At 59.9% G+C, this 16835-nt stretch carries 16 protein-coding genes; 6 read left to right on the top strand and 10 right to left on the bottom strand.

The window, feature by feature from the left end; genetic code table 11:
- Positions 1-15: 15 nt before the first annotated feature.
- The 3 genes from AAFN47_RS05340 to AAFN47_RS05330 all read right to left on the bottom strand — a co-directional run bounded on the left by AAFN47_RS05340 (position 16) and on the right by AAFN47_RS05330 (position 3749).
- The gene (locus AAFN47_RS05340) at positions 16-1386 is read right to left on the bottom strand and encodes an amino acid ABC transporter permease (protein ID WP_499808179.1); all 1371 of its coding nucleotides are present in this window, start codon (positions 1384-1386) and stop codon (positions 16-18) included.
- Between the two features lie 4 nt (positions 1387-1390).
- Complete coding sequence (locus AAFN47_RS05335) at positions 1391-2587, bottom strand: amino acid ABC transporter permease (protein WP_499808178.1); 1197 nt, start codon at positions 2585-2587, stop codon at positions 1391-1393.
- Between the two features lie 142 nt (positions 2588-2729).
- On the bottom strand, positions 2730-3749 hold the full coding sequence (locus AAFN47_RS05330; protein ID WP_499808177.1) for an amino acid ABC transporter substrate-binding protein: 1020 nt from the start codon (positions 3747-3749) through the stop codon (positions 2730-2732).
- A 278-nt stretch (positions 3750-4027) separates the two neighbouring features.
- Here AAFN47_RS05330 and AAFN47_RS05325 point away from each other — a divergent pair, with 278 nt between their 5' ends.
- Positions 4028-5224 (top strand): cystathionine beta-lyase, encoded by a 1197-nt coding sequence (locus AAFN47_RS05325; protein ID WP_499808176.1) that lies wholly within the window; start codon positions 4028-4030, stop codon positions 5222-5224.
- 8 nt (positions 5225-5232) lie between these two features.
- On the opposite strand, the gene AAFN47_RS05320 is transcribed toward AAFN47_RS05325, so the two are convergent.
- From AAFN47_RS05320 to AAFN47_RS05290, 7 genes are all read right to left on the bottom strand, one after another.
- On the bottom strand, positions 5233-6294 hold the full coding sequence (locus tag AAFN47_RS05320) for an FAD-dependent oxidoreductase (protein WP_499808175.1): 1062 nt from the start codon (positions 6292-6294) through the stop codon (positions 5233-5235).
- A 105-nt stretch (positions 6295-6399) separates the two neighbouring features.
- Positions 6400-8034 carry an NTP transferase domain-containing protein gene (locus tag AAFN47_RS05315; protein ID WP_499808174.1) on the bottom strand — a complete coding sequence of 545 codons (1635 nt, stop codon included), beginning with the start codon at positions 8032-8034 and terminating at the stop codon, positions 6400-6402.
- Entirely contained in the window at positions 8031-8723 is a 693-nt protein-coding gene (locus AAFN47_RS05310) for an XdhC family protein (RefSeq protein ID WP_499808173.1), read from the bottom strand. The genes AAFN47_RS05315 and AAFN47_RS05310 overlap by 4 nt, the downstream gene beginning before the upstream one ends.
- A 3-nt stretch (positions 8724-8726) precedes the next feature.
- Entirely contained in the window at positions 8727-9056 is a 330-nt protein-coding gene (locus tag AAFN47_RS05305; RefSeq protein ID WP_499808172.1) for an XdhC family protein, read from the bottom strand.
- Between the two features lie 26 nt (positions 9057-9082).
- Positions 9083-10297, bottom strand: a complete 1215-nt coding sequence (locus AAFN47_RS05300) for a vWA domain-containing protein (protein ID WP_499808171.1) — start codon at positions 10295-10297, stop codon at positions 9083-9085.
- Positions 10298-10303: 6 nt separating this feature from the next.
- Positions 10304-11233, bottom strand: coding sequence for an AAA family ATPase (locus tag AAFN47_RS05295; RefSeq protein WP_499808170.1), 930 nt, complete (start codon positions 11231-11233; stop codon positions 10304-10306).
- A gap of 4 nt (positions 11234-11237) precedes the next feature.
- The gene (locus AAFN47_RS05290) at positions 11238-11738 is read right to left on the bottom strand and encodes a flavin reductase (RefSeq protein WP_499808169.1); all 501 of its coding nucleotides are present in this window, start codon (positions 11736-11738) and stop codon (positions 11238-11240) included.
- 307 nt (positions 11739-12045) lie between these two features.
- Here AAFN47_RS05290 and AAFN47_RS05285 point away from each other — a divergent pair, with 307 nt between their 5' ends.
- From AAFN47_RS05285 to purB, 5 genes are all read left to right on the top strand, one after another.
- Positions 12046-13158, top strand: a complete 1113-nt coding sequence (locus tag AAFN47_RS05285; protein WP_499808168.1) for an ABC transporter substrate-binding protein — start codon at positions 12046-12048, stop codon at positions 13156-13158.
- 22 nt (positions 13159-13180) lie between these two features.
- Positions 13181-14215: a P1 family peptidase gene (locus AAFN47_RS05280; protein WP_499808167.1), complete on the top strand. Its 1035-nt coding sequence runs from the start codon at positions 13181-13183 to the stop codon at positions 14213-14215.
- Positions 14216-14286: 71 nt separating this feature from the next.
- Entirely contained in the window at positions 14287-14961 is a 675-nt protein-coding gene (gene rpe / locus AAFN47_RS05275; protein ID WP_499808166.1) for a ribulose-phosphate 3-epimerase, read from the top strand.
- Positions 14962-14965: 4 nt separating this feature from the next.
- Positions 14966-15448, top strand: a complete 483-nt coding sequence (locus AAFN47_RS05270; protein ID WP_499808165.1) for a hypothetical protein — start codon at positions 14966-14968, stop codon at positions 15446-15448.
- A 58-nt stretch (positions 15449-15506) separates the two neighbouring features.
- On the top strand, positions 15507-16808 hold the full coding sequence (purB, locus tag AAFN47_RS05265; protein ID WP_499808164.1) for an adenylosuccinate lyase: 1302 nt from the start codon (positions 15507-15509) through the stop codon (positions 16806-16808).
- The last annotated feature ends 27 nt before the right edge of the window (positions 16809-16835 follow it).

Genomic DNA, 16835 nt, shown 5'->3' with positions numbered 1-16835 from the left:
TGTTATTCCCCTGTCTTATTTGTGTCCGGTGTCAAGCCGGCGTTCCATATAGGCTGAATAGCGCGACATGCTGAAGCAGAAGCAGAAATACACGGCGGCGGCGAATGAGTACGCCGTCATAGACTGCAAGGGCGTCGCCCATGTCGGATCGGTGAAGCTCGACTGGATCATGCCGAGGAAGTCGAACAAACCAATGATCAGCACCAGCGTCGTGTCCTTGAAGAGGCCGATGAAGGTGTTGACGATCCCCGGGATCACCAGCTTCAGCGCTTGCGGCAGAATGATCATACGCATCATCTGCCAATAGCCGAGGCCCAGCGCCATCGCGCCTTCGTACTGTCCCTTGGGAATGGCCTGCAAACCACCGCGGATCACTTCCGCCATGTACGCGGCCGAGAACATCGCGACGCCGATCAACGCGCGCAGCAATTTATCGAAGGTCACGCCTTCCGGCAGGAAGAGCGGCAGCATCACCGAAGACATGAAAAGAACGGTGATCAGCGGCACGCCGCGCCAGAACTCGATGAAGATCACCGAGATCAGACGGACGATCGGCATCTTGGACCGCCGGCCGAGGGCGAGCACGATGCCGATCGGCAGCGAAGCCACAATGCCGGTCACCGCGATGACCAGCGTCACCAGCAGGCCTCCCCAACGGTCCGTCGGAACTTCCTCCAGACCGAAGTTTACAGCGCATACAATGAAGATCACCGCGAGGCCGCCCATTGCGATGAGAATTCCCCGCACGATGGGTCGGGGATTGGAGTCTGTGCCCCGCGCAATGGCGACGCCGATCCCGATGATTATCGCGGTCAGGATGATGTAATCGACCCAGAACTTCGCCGCAGAAGGTTCCATGATGAAGTCCGGCAGCAGGAAACCGCTATATTCGAAGTGGCCGCCCGTCAGCAGAATGAACGCCGCCACCGGGAAGATGATCAACAGAAACGCGATGTTTTCCCGCTTGTATGGAACCGACGGCATGAGCAACGGGACCAAGCCGATCGCGAACATCGCGAAGACCAGATTGACCCTCCAAAGATCGGCGCTGGGATATCGGCCATAGATGAACTGCCCCATGTAAGCGCCGACATAGGCCCAGCAGCCGCCGACCCATCCGTCCGGCTGGACGCCGCCCTGGGCTATCGTCGTGCACTGCTCCCTGCCCTCTGCGGTCCACACGCCGTTGATGAACACGAATTCGATCAAAGGCGGCAAGAAGAGAACGATGATTACGATGGCCAGAAGCGTCAGGATCGCATTGTACCAGGGATAGAGCAGATTGGCTCTGACCCAGGCGACGATGCCTGTTGAGGTGATCGGCGGGGTTTCCTCGCCGAGCATCTCGGTTCTGACATAGGCGGTGGATTTCGTTGACGTCGACATGACCCTACCTCTCCACCAGCGCCATTCGCGCATTGTACCAGTTCATGAAGGCCGATGTGAGCAGCGAGATGCCCAGATAGGTCAGCATAGTCATCAGCAATATCTCGACAGCCTGACCGGTCTGGTTGAGCGCTGTTCCGCCAAACACCGAAACAAGGTCCGGATAGGCGATTGCGACGGCCAGAGACGAGTTCTTGGTCAGGTTTAGATACTGGCTGGTCAGCGGAGGAATGATCACCCGCATCGCCTGCGGAATGATCACAAGGCGCAGCGTCGGACCATTGCGAAGACCCAGCGCGTGGGCCGCTTCGGTCTGCCCCTTGTTGATCGCCAGAATGCCCGCGCGCACGATTTCCGCGATGAAGGCGGCCGTATAGGACGTCAATGCCAGCAGCAGCGCAATGAATTCCGGGATTATGGTGAAGCCGCCGCTTGGCCGGAAGCCTCCGGCGACAGGCATATCGAAGGCCAAGGGCAGTCCGGTGACGAGGAAGACCAGCAACGGGAAACCGATGATGAGCGCTAGGCCGGTCTGGAAGACCGGGAACTGCTGACCAGTCGCCATCTGCCGCTTTCTGGACCAGTTCGAGATGACGATGGTCGCGACAAGGCCGATGACGAAAGCGATCGATGTCAGGAAGAACAGATCATCGGTGATCGGCAAGGGCGCAAACCATCCGCGGTTGTTCAGGAGGCCAAGAAAACCCAGATCAGCGCTTTCCCGCGGATGCGGCAACAGCCGCAAGACGCCGAAATACCAGATGAAGATGTGAAGCAGCAGAGGAATATTCCGGAAGACCTCGACATAGACCGTCGCCACCCCCCTCAGCACAAAGTTGGGAGACAGGCGCGCAATGCCGACAATGAAACCGAGGATCGTCGCCAGAAATACCCCGCTCACCGCAACGGCAAGCGTATTGATCAAGCCGACCAGGTATACCCGTCCGTAGCTCGACTCCCCCTGGCTGTAATCGATGAAAGTCTGGCTTATGGCGAAACCGGCGTTGCGCCCGAGAAATCCGAAGCCGGATGCGATGTTTTGCGCCGCAAGGTTGGCGAACATATTCTGGATGCCGACATAGGCAACGTACACGATCGCGACAAGAAGAACCGTCTGGTAAACCCAGCCCCTGATTTTCGGATCGTTGAATATTGCAACCTTTGGCTGACCGACGTCGTGTGAAACGCCCTGCAGAGCCATAGTACTTTCTCCTGCCCGAATCCCGCGATTGTTGTCGCGAAGACCGGGTGATGTAGTCCCCTCGCCCGCCTTTCAGGCGGATCGTTTGCGTCTTTTGTGAAACCGCCCGGCGGAGGTGCTCCACCGGGCGGCTTTCTGTTTGTTAGCGGATCGGAGGTCCGTACTGCAGACCGCCATTGGTCCACAGCGCATTCACGCCGCGCGAAATCGCCAGCGGCGTATCCGGGCCGACGTTTCGGTCGAAGGTTTCGCCGTAGTTTCCGACTTCCTTGATGATATTGTAGGCCCAGTCGTTCGGGACGCCGATCGGCGTACCGAATTCACCTTCGGTGCCGAGCAGACGCTTGATCGCCGGGTTGGCGCTCTCTTTCATGCTATCGACATTCTCGGAGGTTACGCCGAGTTCTTCAGCATTGAGCATGGCGAAGTGGGTCCACTTGATGACGTTGAGCCACTCGTCGTCACCCTGGCGGACGACCGGTCCCAGCGGTTCCTTGGAAATGATTTCCGGCAGAACGATATGGGCGTTCGGATCCGTCAGCTTGAGGCGCTGTGCGTACAGGCCGGAAGCGTCCGTAGTGTAGACGTCGCAACGTCCCGCGTCGTAGGCGGCGACGACTTCGTCGGCCTTTTCGAACGCGACCAGTTCGTATTCCATGTCGTTGGCGCGGAAATAGTCGGCGACGTTCAGCTCGGTCGTCGTGCCGGTGTTCGTACAGATCGACGCGCCCGAAAGCTGCAGAGCGGAGTTGATGTTCATGTCCTTACGGATCATGAAGCCCTGACCGTCATAGTAGTTCACGACGGAAAAATTCAGGCCGAGCGTGGTGTCGCGTGTCATCGTCCAGGTGGTGTTTCTCGACAGAACGTCAACTTCCCCTGACTGAAGTGCTGTGAAACGTTCCTTCGCGGAGAGCGGCGTGAAGTTGACCTTCGTTGCATCGCCAAAAATAGCGGCGGCGACCGCCCGGCAAAAATCGACGTCCAGACCGGACCAGTTGCCACTGTCATCCGGGTTCGAGAAGCCGGGGAGACCCTGACTCACGCCGCATTGCAACGATCCTTTCGCCTTGACGTCTTCAAGGGTGGTTGCTGACGCGTAACCCGCCGTCAGGCCCAAGACCGCTGTGCCGACGATTGTCGACAGAATCTGTTTTTTCATTTTATACAACCTTTTCTGTTGCCCTGTTTGTCACTCCCAATAGGCCGCATGACGATGATTTGTCGTCATGCGGACGACTTCACGCGACATAACAGCCTTTGACACAGTCATCACATTCCACAATCGCCCCTCGGGTCAAGCCCTTTAGCTCAAAAACCGACTTTTCCCTGAATAATTGACCAACAAAAGCAATGCATCTTGGATTTTAGACGCATCTTGCACCCTTCCTCGGGGCATGGCAGAGCATTCGATGAAATCAAAACAGGATCAACGCCTCCATGTCAGACAAGAACCGGGATTCACAAAAAAACATAGACACAGTCATTACCCACGCCGGCAACAATCCAAGGGAATTTCACGGATTCGTCAATCCGCCGGTGGTGCATGCTTCGACTGTGCTGTTTCCCGATGCGGCGACGCTCGCCTCCCGCAACCAGAAATACACATACGGCACGCGCGGCACCCCCACATCCGACGCGCTGGCCGACGCGATCACGGAGATCGAAGGCGCGGCGGGCACAATCGTGGTTCCGTCCGGGCTTGCCGCGATCACAGTTCCGCTGCTTGGATTAGTCAAAGCGGGAGATCATATCCTGGTTGTCGATTCCGTTTACAGCCCGACCCGCAGGTTCTGCGACACGATTCTGGCGAAGATGGGAGTAGAAACCACCTACTACGACCCGGAGATCGGCGCGGAAATCGAATCACTGTTCAAGCCGAACACAAGCATTGTCTTCACAGAGACGCCGGGTTCGAACACCTACGAGATCCAGGACATCCCGGCGATTGTCGAGGTCGCCCATCGGCATGACGCCATTGTCATGCTCGACAACACCTGGGCCACCGCCGTCTTCTACAAGGCGATGAGTTTCGGCGTCGACATCGTCGTACACGCCGGAACGAAGTACCCGTCAGGGCATTCGGACGTGCTGCTGGGCATGGTGTCCGCGAACGAGAAGTACTGGGACAAGCTCTACGAGGCCTATGTCACCCTCGGCGTATGCGCCGGACCGGACGACATTTATCTTGTGTTGCGCGGGTTGCGCTCCATGGCGGTCAGGCTCGCCCATCATGAAAAAAGCGCGCTGAGCATAGCGCAACGACTGCAGGACGCCGCCGGCGTCGCCAGGGTTCTGCATCCGGCGCTGCCCGAATTCCCGGGCCACGACTTGTGGAAACGCGATTTCAGCGGCTCGAGCGGACTGTTCTCCATCGTGCTCGACGGCGGCGATGCATCGGCGTCGCGCTGGAAAAGGAAGGCGGACGCCTTCCTGGACGCTCTCGAGATTTTCGGTCTCGGCTATTCCTGGGGCGGCTTCGAAAGTCTGGCGGTGCCCGTCTATCTGGGTGACCGGGTCGTGGTAAAGCAGCCGAAGGAAGGACCGGTCATCCGGCTGCAGATCGGCCTGGAGGGCACGGAGGACCTGCTTGCGGATATCCAGCAGGGACTTGCGGCGGCCAACGCCGTTTCCTGAAATTTCGTTCAGTCGTAAAGTATCGCCCTGCCAAGACGGCGTTGCAGGGCGGGCACGCGACCGATGGCCGCCGTCAACACGCGAAACAGAATGGCGTTGACACCGGATTGCGACGTCACGAATTTTCTCAGTCCCTCGCTGGCCTTGATGACGCGTCGGCCCCGCGCGTGTCGACTTTCGCCGTAGCCGTCGAGCGTTCCTTGCGCTAGCCTCCTTGCGAATTCCGCCGCATCGTCGATACCCAGGTTCATGCCCCTTCCCCCGACCGGCGAATGGCAGTGGGCTGCGTCGCCGGCGAGATAGACCCGGTCGATATCGTATCGGTCGACCTGACGAACAGATATCTTGAATTCGCCTTCGCGATGGGTATTCGTGACCGCCAGCGGCAAAGGCAGCGCCGCAAGCGCGTTGTCCGTATTCGAGATGACCCGGTATCGATTGGCGTCGAGCGGCACGACCACCGCCACGCGACCATGATCCAGCCTGAAGATGACGAAGCTCTTGTCATAGGGCCAGCCGTTTGCGTCGACATCGGCGATCGACCAGGTTTCGGGCAGATCTATCCCGTCATAGTCGACGCCAAGCGCCTCGCGAACGTGGCTTCGAACGCCGTCGGCCCCAACCAGATAGTCGAAGTCCTCCGTCGCGCCGTCCGCAAAGACCGCGTGGACGCAGTCGGCCTCCTGCCGGAAATCAGTCAGTTCTCGCGACCATTCCACGGCGACGCCATGGTGTGAGAGGCAGTCGCGCAGGATCGCTTCCGTTCGGTCCTGCGCCAACGCGAGAATGAAACCACCGTCAGCGCCCTGCTGACCCAGCGATACCGTGAGTACTTCCTGCTTTCCCTGAAAAACATGGACGCGCTGAATTCTGACGCCTTCATCGAGCAATCGTGCGCTTGCGCCCGACGCCTCCAGAAGTTCGAGACTTTTGGGCAGGATTCCGACGGCCCGCGAAAAGCCGGAGCCGTCGGCGCGTTTATCGACGATACGGACATCGACGCCGCGTCTGGCAAGCTCGACCGCAGCAGTCAGTCCGGTCGGCCCCGCGCCGACAACCATCACATTCATCACAGCCCCCTCCGATTTCCAAACAGGACCTGAACATACCGCATATCAACAGGTAGTAGAATGGCCGGGCTGCAGTTCCACCCGTCAAAGAGAACCTTGGACTGCTCAGCCTTTCAATACGCCTCCGGCTTCCGTCACCGCCTCCCGCGTATCCACGTCTATCAGCGCGGCGTCTCCGATATCGACGTCGACGACATCGAGACCGCTGGAGGCGACGATGCTCCTGGCTCCGACATCGCCTTCCAACTGGCCGATGGCGGCGAATGTGCTTCTGGGCAAAATCAGCGGATTGCCTCGCTTGTTCCCGCTGGCTGCGCGAGTGATCGACTGGCCGCCAGCATCATCGAAAGCCTTTGCGAGACGGCGAAGATCATCCGCCGAGACAAATGGCATGTCCGCAAGCAAGACCAGCATTCCGGAGGTCTTTTCCGACAGCGCGGCAAGACCGGCGCGCAGCGAAAACGCCATGCCGTCCTGATAATCCGGGCAATGGACCACGTTGACGTCGAGCCCTGTCAGCGCCGCCTCAATCTCGGCAGCGCGGTATCCGGTCACAACATGAACTTTACCGACGCCGGCCGCCAAAGCCGTTTCGACCGTTCGACGGATCAGAGGAACCCCGTCAAATTCGGCGAGAAGCTTGTGCGGGGCGTCACCGGACGCCCCCTTTTGCATGCGGCTCGATCTGCCGGCGGCGAGAATGATCGTCTCCAACACAGGTTTGAGGCTCCCGGGCGTTTCTCCCGCCTGACGCGGCGAAGGCCTGCTCGGTATTTCCGCCAGCAAACCGCCCACGCCCATTCCGGCGATAACGTCGGAGGTTGGCGTTTCACCGGCGAGGATGCGGGCAAGCACCCAGTCGAAACCGTTTTCCTTCGGGCTGCGCGCGCAGCCGGGCGCACCGATGACCGGAATCTGATCAAGGCTTCCGAGCACCAGAAGATTGCCGGGATCGACCGGCATGCCGACGCGTTCGACAGCTCCTCCGGCAAGTTCGATCGCAGCCGGTATTACGTCATGATCGTCCACCACTGCTGACGCTCCGAAGACGACGATCATGTCGCAGTCTTCCGCCAGTGCGCGAATACCGTCTGCGACCGCCTTCGCATCGTGAGGAACGCGACGTTCCGTTCTGATTTCGCTGCCAGAGACGCCGAGCCGTTGGGCAAGCAGACGCGCGGTCTTGTCCATGACAGAAGGTTTCAGAGACGGTAGTTCGGTGGCGATCAGACCGACGGCGCGCGGTTCAAAGGGCTTTACGCGAAAAATGGCGTCTCCCTCCAGAAGCGCAAACGCATCGGCCAATCGACTTTCAGAAACGGCGAGCGGGATGATCTTGACGGTCGCCGCCATCTCGCCCGCCAGAAGGGTCGTGCAATCTGGTACGGTGGCGAGCGTTATCGCCGGATCAATGCGGTTGAATGCGTCAACCCGGTCACGATCGACCCGAAACAGGCCATTCCAGCGCGCAACGAGATTGACCCTTCCGGTCGACGCCGGCTCCGCAGTCAGTCCCGGTTCGACCATGGAATTGCCGAGCGTGCCTGCGGCTGCGTCCTCTCCGACGTCCCCGGAATCCAGCCTCGCCACGATAACTTCACCAATGCCGGCGTCGCGCAGCATGGCGATTTCGTCCTCGCCGAGAACCGTGCCTTTTCTCAGCCGTCGCGCACCCGCCTTGACGGAGTGGGCAAGAACCGAGCCTCGTGCGTCATCGAGCCCGACGGGACCAAATTTCACGGGGCGACCGCCTTTCTCTTCCTGAGCGCCTGGATGATGTCCGCAAGTATTGCGACTGCGATTTCCGATGGGCTTGCCGCGCCGATATCAAGGCCGATGGGCGCGGAAATGCGTCCGATCTCCGCCTCGGACTTGCCCGCCTTGATAAGCCGCGCCACTCGGGACGCATGGGTTTTTCGGCTACCGAGCGCGCCGATATAGAAGCATTCCGCATCGATCGCCGCCTGCAGCGGGTAATCGTCGATCTTGGGATCGTGGGTCAGCGCCGCAAGCGCGGTATAGGCGTCGAGCGGATGGGCTTTAAGCGCTTCATCAGGCCATTCCGCCGCCAGATCGACATCGACGAACCGCACTTCCGTGGCGAAAGCCGTGCGCGGGTCAATGATGCGCACATCGAAACCGGCAAGTTTCGCCATGGGCGCAAGGGCCTGGCTGATGTGGACTGCGCCGACGACGACGATGCGCGCCGGAGGAACGTAGACATTGAGGAACTGTCTGCGCCCGGCAATCTCGACCATCGACGATTTGCCCGAATTGAAAGCTCCGACGACCGCCTCTCCCAGTTCTCCGGATATCTCATCCTGCTCCAGAACGAGTTGTTCGTCGTCGTCGTCAACGCCCGTGACGTGGATGACAGCGCGCCGCGCCGCCCGCTCCGCATTGAGTTTTTTGAGGAGTTGAAAATCCACCGTCTAAACCAGCCTTTCGACATAGACGGATATTTTTCCGCCACAGGAGAGCCCTACCCGCCAGGCCGTCTCATCGGCGACGCCGAATTCCAGCATCTTCGATTTACCGGCGTCGATAACGTCCAGGGCTTCGCTCACCACCGCGCCTTCGACACAGCCGCCCGATACGGACCCCTGGAAGTTGCCCTCGCCATCGATCACAAGATGGCTGCCTACGGGTCGCGGCGCCGATCCCCAGGTCTGAACGACGGTGGCGATCGCAACCTCCCGTCCTTCCTGCTTCCATTTCTCCGCAATGGAGAGCGGATCCTGAATAGTGTCAGCTTCGCTCATGAAAAATCTCCCTCGGGTCAGGCCACCTACAGAAACCGTCGTGGATCCACATCGGCCCTGCCGCTACCGTCCAGTGCTGCGACCAGGTCGGATATGGCGTTAAGATTGTGCACGGCGCGGAACTCGTCAACATGCGGGAGCATCTTTCTCACACCGCCTGCCCGCGCCTCGAACCCGTCGAAACGCAGCAACGGATTAAGCCAGATCAGCCGTCGGCAGGATTTATGCAACCTCTCGATCTGCGCTTCGAGATCGTTATCGACCTCCCGCTCCAGACCGTCGGTGATCAACAACACAACCGCGCCCTGCGAAAGCACACGCCGCGACCACAGACGATTGAACTCTTCCAGCGTCTCGGCGATACGCGTGCCGCCTGACCAGTCCTCCACGGCCGCCGAACATTCCTCGACCGCGACGTCTGGATCCTTGAAACGCATCTGCCGGGTGACATTCGTCAATCGTGTGCCGAAGAGAAATGTGTGCACCTTGCGGCGCTTCTCGGTGAGAAGATGCAGGAAATGCAGGAAAATGCGCGTGTACTGGTTCATGGATCCGGAGATATCGGCCAGAACGACCAGCGGCGGATGGATCTCCCTGCGTTTTCGAAACTCGGGCAATATGATCGAGCCGCCGCGTCTCAGAGCGGTTCGCATAGTGGCGCGCGGATCGATCTGCCGCCCGTTCGACGCGCGTCGATAGCGGCGCGTTCGAACCATATCCACGGGCAACATCAATCGACCGAGAGCCCGCTTCGCCTCTTCCATCTCGGAGGCCGTCATCTGCGCAAAATCCAGCGATTTGAGGACTTCCGTCCCGGAACTCGATTGCCGCGCGTCCACCTCGATCTCCGGCGGCGTGTCACGCGTCGGCGGATTGCGGCGATTTTCGGCAAGCGCGTCGTTGATTCGCGTTTCACCGGCGCGGGGCTTCTCTCGCGGCCGATTAGGCGGCGCCACGGGTGAAAACAACTCCAGCATCTTTTCGACAAGATCGCGCGACCGCCAGAAGAGCCGAAACGCCTCATCGAACAGGACATGATCCTCGCGGCGATTGACGAGAACGGCGTGCAGCGTCCAGTAGAAATCCTCGCGAGAGCCGATGCCGCCGGCGCGAACCGCTTCGATCGCGTCGCGAACGGCCGCCGGTCCGATCCGCATGCCGGCCTTCCGCAGTGTTCGCGCGAAAAATACGATATTGTCGGCCAGTCGGCCGGTCTCCACTGCCTTGTCGGTTGTGGTCATCTCACTCTACTGCGCCGGCGACAGATCGACTTTAACCTCTTCGAGGATTTTCCGACCTTCGCTGCCCTCGATCCGGGCGATGTCGTCCTGGTATTTCAGGAGCGTTCCCAACGTGTCTGACACGGTTTCCGGATCAAGCGCCAGTTTGTCGAGTTCGGTCAAGGCCGTCGCCCAGTCGATCGTTTCGGCGACGCCCGGGTTCTTGAAAAGCTCAATCTCGCGCAATTTCTGAACATAGGCGACAATCTCGGCCGACAGATCCTCGTTGCAGCCCGGCACCTTGCGTCTGATGATCTCGAGCTCCGTTGCTGCGTCCGGGTAATCCACCCAATGATAGAGGCAACGCCGCTTCAAGGCGTCGTGGATCTCGCGCGTCCGGTTGGTCGTGATGATCACGATCGGCGGTTCCGACGCCCTGATCGTACCAATTTCGGGAATCGTCACCTGGTTGTCGGAAAGGATTTCGAGGAGAAAAGCCTCGAAGGCCTCGTCTGTGCGATCGAGTTCGTCGATCAGGAAGACGGGCGCTTCGCCCTCCGGCGCCGACACCGCCTGCAAAACGGGACGCTTGATCAGGTAGCGTTCGGAAAATATACCCTTCTCTATACTGTCGCGACTGGTCTCTCCGGTGGCTTCAGCCATGCGGATCTCCAGCATTTGCGCCGGATAGTTCCATTCATAGACTGCCGACGAGATATCCAGACCCTCGTAGCATTGCAGTCTGATCAGCGGCCGGCCCAACGCCTGAGAAAGCACCTTGGCGATTTCAGTCTTGCCGACGCCCGCCTCTCCTTCGAGGAAGATCGGCCGGCGCATCTTGAGCCCCAGATACAAAACGGTGGAAAGCGCGCGGCTTGCGACGTAGTCCTGACCTTCGAGAAGCGCCTGCGTTTCATCGATTGTCGCGGGAAAGGCATTGATTTCGTTTTTCGACATCTGACTACAAGGTTCTCCAGGTGCGTTCCAGAAACATCAGCGCCTGCTGGTTTTCGGTTTCACGCAAGCCGACCACTTCCCCGAACAGGATCATGTGTGTCGCGACGATCTTATGCTCAATCAGCCGGCAATCAAAAACAGCCGTGGCGTCCATCAAGGTCGGGCATCCGGTGACGAGCGTATCCCACCGAGCCATGGCGAACCGTTCGTCAGCAGTCTTGTTGTCGAATCCGGCGAACGCCGCAGCCATTTCCTGATGCTGAACCGCCAGCGTGTTGAGCGCAAAATACCCCCTGTCGAGAAATATTCCGTTGCTCGCATTGGATCGGTTCAGGCAGACCAGAACCGTGGGAGGATTATCGGAAACCGAGCACGCCGCCGTCACCGTAACCCCGCGGCGAACGCCCTCATGCTCTGTGGTGACGAGCTGCACATGGCCGGCGTAATGCGCCATGGCGTCCCGATAATCCTGTGCGTTAACTGTTTTGCTGTCCAACAATTGCATACTCCGACGCCGCAGCGACGTCCGCGGCGTATCGTCCTACATAAATGGATTGGCTTTGAATGAAAGCACCACCGGTGAATTTTTCTTGCGCTTCGAGCGATGACAAGCCCGGTTTGCGGTGAGGCCGCCTGTTCGATTTTTCTAACCCTCACATTGACGAACGCCACCTGCTCGTGTCCAAATCAGGCCGGTGGACCAGCGCTGGCGACGGCATCCTTTCAGGCTGCTTTCGTCAGCGTCAGAATGAACGAATTCGTCAGATGCGTTCGCCGAACCAACAGGAATGCGCTCCGAAAGCCGACAACACATGGTAAAATTCAGGTCCAACAGGCTGCTGGCTGCGCTCTTTTTCGCCATGTTGGTGGATCCAACCGGAATGGCGCATGCGCAGTCGCGTCCAAAAGGCCTGCGCATCGGCATATTCGCGCCTTCTGACGGCAATTTCTCCATTCTCGGCAAACAGGTCGACCAAGGGGTCAGAATTTTTGCCGATACGGCCCCCGGATCAATCGTCGACATTGTCGACGAACCGGACAATTGCGACGCCGAAAGCGGCGCGGATGCGGCCAGCGCGTTTGTCGAGGCCGGCGTGGACGTGGTCATCGGCTTCCTGTGCATGGAGAGCCTGGCGTCGGCCCTGCCGATACTTTCGTCTTCAGATATTCCGGCAATCACCCTCGGTGTGCGTTCTGAACTCGTTTCAGAAGACGCCGACCGTTTCGGTTGGGAGTTTTACAGATTGGCCCCGAGCGTCGCAGATGAATCAGCCAAGATTGCCGAAATAATCGCCACGCAATGGTCGGGCAAGCCGCTGGCGCTCATCGACGACGGCACCGTCTATGGTCGCGAACTCGCCGAGTCCGTGCGCCTGGCGCTAGAAACAACAGGCATCAAGCCGGTGTTCGTCGACAATTACCGCCCATCGCAGGAAAAGCAGTTTCCGCTTGTGCGGCGGCTCGAGAAATCCGGGGCAACGCATATTTTCCTCGGCGGAGACCGCCCTGACGCGGCGATAATCGCACGAGACGCTGCGGAAGCCGGGCTGGAGTTGACCTTCATGGGCGGCGATGCGCTGAATGCGCCGGACGCAGATCCGCCGCTCGCCAATGGCGTTTTCGCGGTCATGTTGCCTGGCGCCGAAACGCTTGACACGGCGGCCGCCGCCCGCGCCGTTTTCGAGAGAACCGAGACGCTTCCGAACGGATACCGCATACCGGCTTTCGCCGCAGCCCAGATCGCGCTCGCAGCCAAACGGTCAGCGGAAATGGCCGACACCAGCGTAGCGCAGGAAATGTCCAAAGGCGCGTTCCGAACGGCGCTTGGTCCGATCTCCTTTGCAGCCGACGGCAACCGGCGAGACAATCCCATGCGCCTTATGGTCTGGCGGGACGTCGAGTTTGTCCCGGCTGAAAGCCAGTGACCTTTTCGATCAGAGGTATTGCGTGAAAACAGGACCGTTCAATCTCATAACCGACGTCGACGGGTTGCTTGTGGGCAACGCCGCTGACGATACTCTGAAATCGGGCGTGACCGCTCTTGTCTGCCCGAAACCGGCGACAGCGGCCGTGCAGGTTCTCGGCGGTGCGCCGGGCACCCGCGAGACCGATCTCCTTGAACCGCACAACGCCGTCGAACATATCGACGCCATCGCGATTTCCGGCGGTTCGGCGTTTGGCCTCGACGCCGCCTCGGGGGTCCAGGCGGCCCTGCGCGAACAGGGCGTCGGCTTCCAGACTGGCGATTTCCGGATTCCCATTGTGCCTTCTGCCATTATCTTCGACCTCACCAACGGCGGAGACAAGGACTGGGGGCGGTATTCTCCCTATCGCGAACTCGGATACGCAGCCGCACAAAACGCGGGGAAGGCCTTCGACGTCGGCACAGCCGGCGCCGGCTATGGCGCGCTGACGGCGATCGTCAAGGGCGGCCTGGGCTCCTCGTCCTGCGGCGTTGCCGACAGCTTCACCCTCGGCGCGCTTGTCGCGGTCAATCCGGTGGGATCGGTTCTGGTCGGCGAGGGGCCGCATTTCTGGGCCGCGCCTTTTGAAATCGACGGCGAATTCGGCGGCCTGGGCTTGCCGGGAGAATTCGGCAAGACTGCAACCGAGCTGCGCATCAAGTTCCGCGAGATGCAGCGCGGTCGGAGCCCGCAATACGGAACCAATACGACGATCGGCGTCATCGCGACCGACGCGGTTCTGACCAAGGCGGAAGCCAAGCGGCTCGCAATATCCGCGCATGACGGTTTCGCCCGCGCCATCTGGCCGACCCACACGGCCCATGACGGCGATCTGGTCTTCGCACTCGCCACCGGCGCAAGCGGACAGCGTCCGGATTCGGACCAGATGCTCGAGATGTGCGCAGCCGCAGGCGCGGTCATGGCGCGCGCAATCGCTCGAGGGGTTTATGAGGCCGCGCCGGCGCCGGGCGACGTCATGCCCGCATGGCGGACCCTATTTGGCGATTCACAGGGCTGAATGGCGGTTTGTAACCGGACGGCCGAGGTGCTAGAGGCTGAGCCAAACACCAACAACGACCGAGCCAACGAATGAATCGCCCCGTCAAGATCGCCCCGTCCATCCTTGCATCCGACTTTTCCAAGCTTGGCCAGGAAGTGCGCGACGTCGTCGCGGCCGGCGCTGACTGGGTGCATCTGGATGTCATGGACGGTCATTTCGTGCCGAATATCTCCTATGGCCCCGACGTCATCAAGGCGCTGCGGCACCATACACAAGCAACGTTTGACTGCCATCTGATGATCGCGCCTTGCGACCCCTACCTGGAAGCCTTTGCGGACGCCGGCTGCGACATCATTACGGTGCATGCGGAAGCGGGACCGCATCTTCATCGATCCGTCCAGGCGATCCGCGCTCTCGGGAAAAAAGCGGGCGTATCTCTCAATCCCGCTACTCCGGAACACGCGCTGGAGGCGGTCATCGACATGATTGATCTGGTGTTGGTGATGAGCGTCAACCCGGGCTTCGGCGGCCAGAAATTCATCGGCGGCGTTCTCGACAAGGCGCGCCGTATCGACGCCATGATCGGCGACCGCCCGATAGACCTCGAAATCGACGGCGGCGTCACGCCGGAAACCGCTCCCCTCGCCGCTGCGGCAGGCGTCAATGTTTTCGTCGCCGGCTCTGCGGTTTTCAAAGGCGGAACAGAAGAGCACTACAGGAAAAACATCGATGCGATCCGCGCCGCCGCGACGGAGTGCGGCTGACCTCGTGAATCACCGCCGCAGGCAGCCATCGATCCGCGCCCTGGCCATCGGCTCACTCCTGTGGGGAACGGCGATGGCGGCGACCGTGCTGGTCGATCTGCGCTTCTGGCTGGATGGTCATACGCTCAACGCCAATGCCCTGGTCGCGCTCTATTTTGCAGGCGGACTCGCCGGCTTTTCGCCGGCCTGGCTCGTCGCCCGGCGCATCGCCGCCGAAAAGCCGTTCACCGCCCGTGTTTCAGCATCATTTCTGTGCCTCGTAATCCTGACGATCGCGGCAACGGCGATTGTCTTCGCCGTCAGCTTTCAGTATTCGAACGGATACTACCATCCGAGGGCTCTCGGATGGTTCTGGCCGTTCTATATCGCCGCGTCTGGAATTGCGGCTGTTTTTCAGTTTCTTGTCATGGGCAGCCGCTACTTCCTGCCTCTGGGGCTTCCCCTGCTTGCTCTGGCCAGCTACGTGATGGCGAAAGCTTTGCGTTGAGATCGCAGGCGATATCTGCTAGCAGGCGGGCCGTTCCCTCCAACAACTGCAAGAACCCATGATTCCCAGATATTCCCGCCCTGAAATGACAACCATTTGGTCCCCGGAATCGAAGTTCCGCATCTGGTTCGAGATTGAGGCGCACGCCTGCGACGCTCTTGCCGAACTTGGCGTTATTCCGAAAAGCGCCGCCGAAACGATTTGGGAAAACGGCAACGCCGCCGAGTTCAATGTCGACCGGATCGACGAGATCGAGCGGGAAACCAAGCACGATGTCATCGCCTTCCTGACCCACCTTGCAGAGATTGTCGGACCGGACGCCCGTTTTGTTCATCAGGGCATGACCTCGTCGGACGTTCTCGACACGTGCTTCAACGTACAGCTGGTCAAGGCGAGCGATATCCTGCTTGCAGACATGGACAAGTTGCTGGAAGCACTGAAAAAGCGCGCCCTGGAGCATAAAGACACGATCACCATTGGCCGAAGCCACGGCATTCACGCGGAGCCGACCACCTTCGGCGTCAAAATGGCCTACGCTTACGCCGAGTTCGAACGGTGCCGAAAGCGGCTGGAAGCAGCCCGCGAGGAAATCGCAACCTGCGCGATCTCGGGCGCCGTCGGCACCTTCGCCAATATCGATCCGCGGGTCGAGGAGCATGTGGCGAGCGCGATGGGCCTGAAAGCCGAGCCGGTGTCCACGCAAGTTATACCGCGCGACCGGCACGCCATGTTCTTCGCAACGCTCGGCGTGATCGCCTCCTCTGTGGAAAGACTGGCCGTCGAAATCCGCCATCTGCAGCGCACGGAAGTGCTGGAAGCCGAGGAATATTTTTCGCCTGGCCAGAAAGGCTCGTCCGCGATGCCGCACAAGCGCAATCCGGTGCTGACGGAAAACCTGACAGGCCTCGCACGCATGGTGCGCTCCTATGCGATGCCGGCGATGGAGAACGTCGCGCTATGGCACGAGCGCGACATTTCGCACTCCTCGGTCGAACGCATGATCGGTCCGGACGCCACCGTAACGCTAGATTTTTCCCTGGCGCGCCTGACGGGCGTCATTGAGAAGCTGGTCGTCTATCCCGAAACCATGTTGGCCAATTTGAACAAGTTCAAGGGGCTGGTGCATTCGCAGCGCGTGCTGCTTGCTTTGACCCAGGCAGGCGTCAGCCGCGAGGACGCCTACCGGCTGGTCCAGCGCAACGCGATGAAGGTCTGGGAGGATGGAAAGGATTTTCTAACGGAACTGCTGGCGGACAAGGACGTACGCGCCGCTCTTTCCGAAGAGGATCTTCGCGAGAAATTCGATCTCGGCTACCACACGAAGCAGGTCGATACGATCTTCAAAAGGGTCTTCGGCTGAGATCGTTCAGCAAACTGATCAGAGACC

The sequence above is a fragment of the Hoeflea sp. CAU 1731 genome, assembly GCF_039888615.1.
In the GTDB taxonomy this organism is placed as follows: domain Bacteria; phylum Pseudomonadota; class Alphaproteobacteria; order Rhizobiales; family Rhizobiaceae; genus Flavimaribacter.
This window is presented reverse-complemented; position numbering and strand designations above follow the sequence as displayed.

Bases quoted from the DNA above. Each gene is read 5' to 3' on its own strand.
- AAFN47_RS05340 (WP_499808179.1), bottom strand. From the start codon at position 1,386: ATGTCGACGTCAACGAAATCCACCGCCTATGTCAGAACCGAGATGCTC.
- AAFN47_RS05335 (WP_499808178.1), bottom strand. From the start codon at position 2,587: ATGGCTCTGCAGGGCGTTTCACACGACGTCGGTCAGCCAAAGGTTGCA.
- AAFN47_RS05330 (WP_499808177.1), bottom strand. From the start codon at position 3,749: ATGAAAAAACAGATTCTGTCGACAATCGTCGGCACAGCGGTCTTGGGC.
- AAFN47_RS05325 (WP_499808176.1), top strand. From the start codon at position 4,028: ATGTCAGACAAGAACCGGGATTCACAAAAAAACATAGACACAGTCATT.
- AAFN47_RS05320 (WP_499808175.1), bottom strand. From the start codon at position 6,294: ATGAATGTGATGGTTGTCGGCGCGGGGCCGACCGGACTGACTGCTGCG.
- AAFN47_RS05305 (WP_499808172.1), bottom strand. From the start codon at position 9,056: ATGAGCGAAGCTGACACTATTCAGGATCCGCTCTCCATTGCGGAGAAA.
- AAFN47_RS05300 (WP_499808171.1), bottom strand. From the start codon at position 10,297: ATGACCACAACCGACAAGGCAGTGGAGACCGGCCGACTGGCCGACAAT.
- AAFN47_RS05295 (WP_499808170.1), bottom strand. From the start codon at position 11,233: ATGTCGAAAAACGAAATCAATGCCTTTCCCGCGACAATCGATGAAACG.
- AAFN47_RS05290 (WP_499808169.1), bottom strand. From the start codon at position 11,738: ATGCAATTGTTGGACAGCAAAACAGTTAACGCACAGGATTATCGGGAC.
- AAFN47_RS05285 (WP_499808168.1), top strand. From the start codon at position 12,046: ATGGTAAAATTCAGGTCCAACAGGCTGCTGGCTGCGCTCTTTTTCGCC.
- rpe (WP_499808166.1), top strand. From the start codon at position 14,287: ATGAATCGCCCCGTCAAGATCGCCCCGTCCATCCTTGCATCCGACTTT.
- purB (WP_499808164.1), top strand. From the start codon at position 15,507: ATGATTCCCAGATATTCCCGCCCTGAAATGACAACCATTTGGTCCCCG.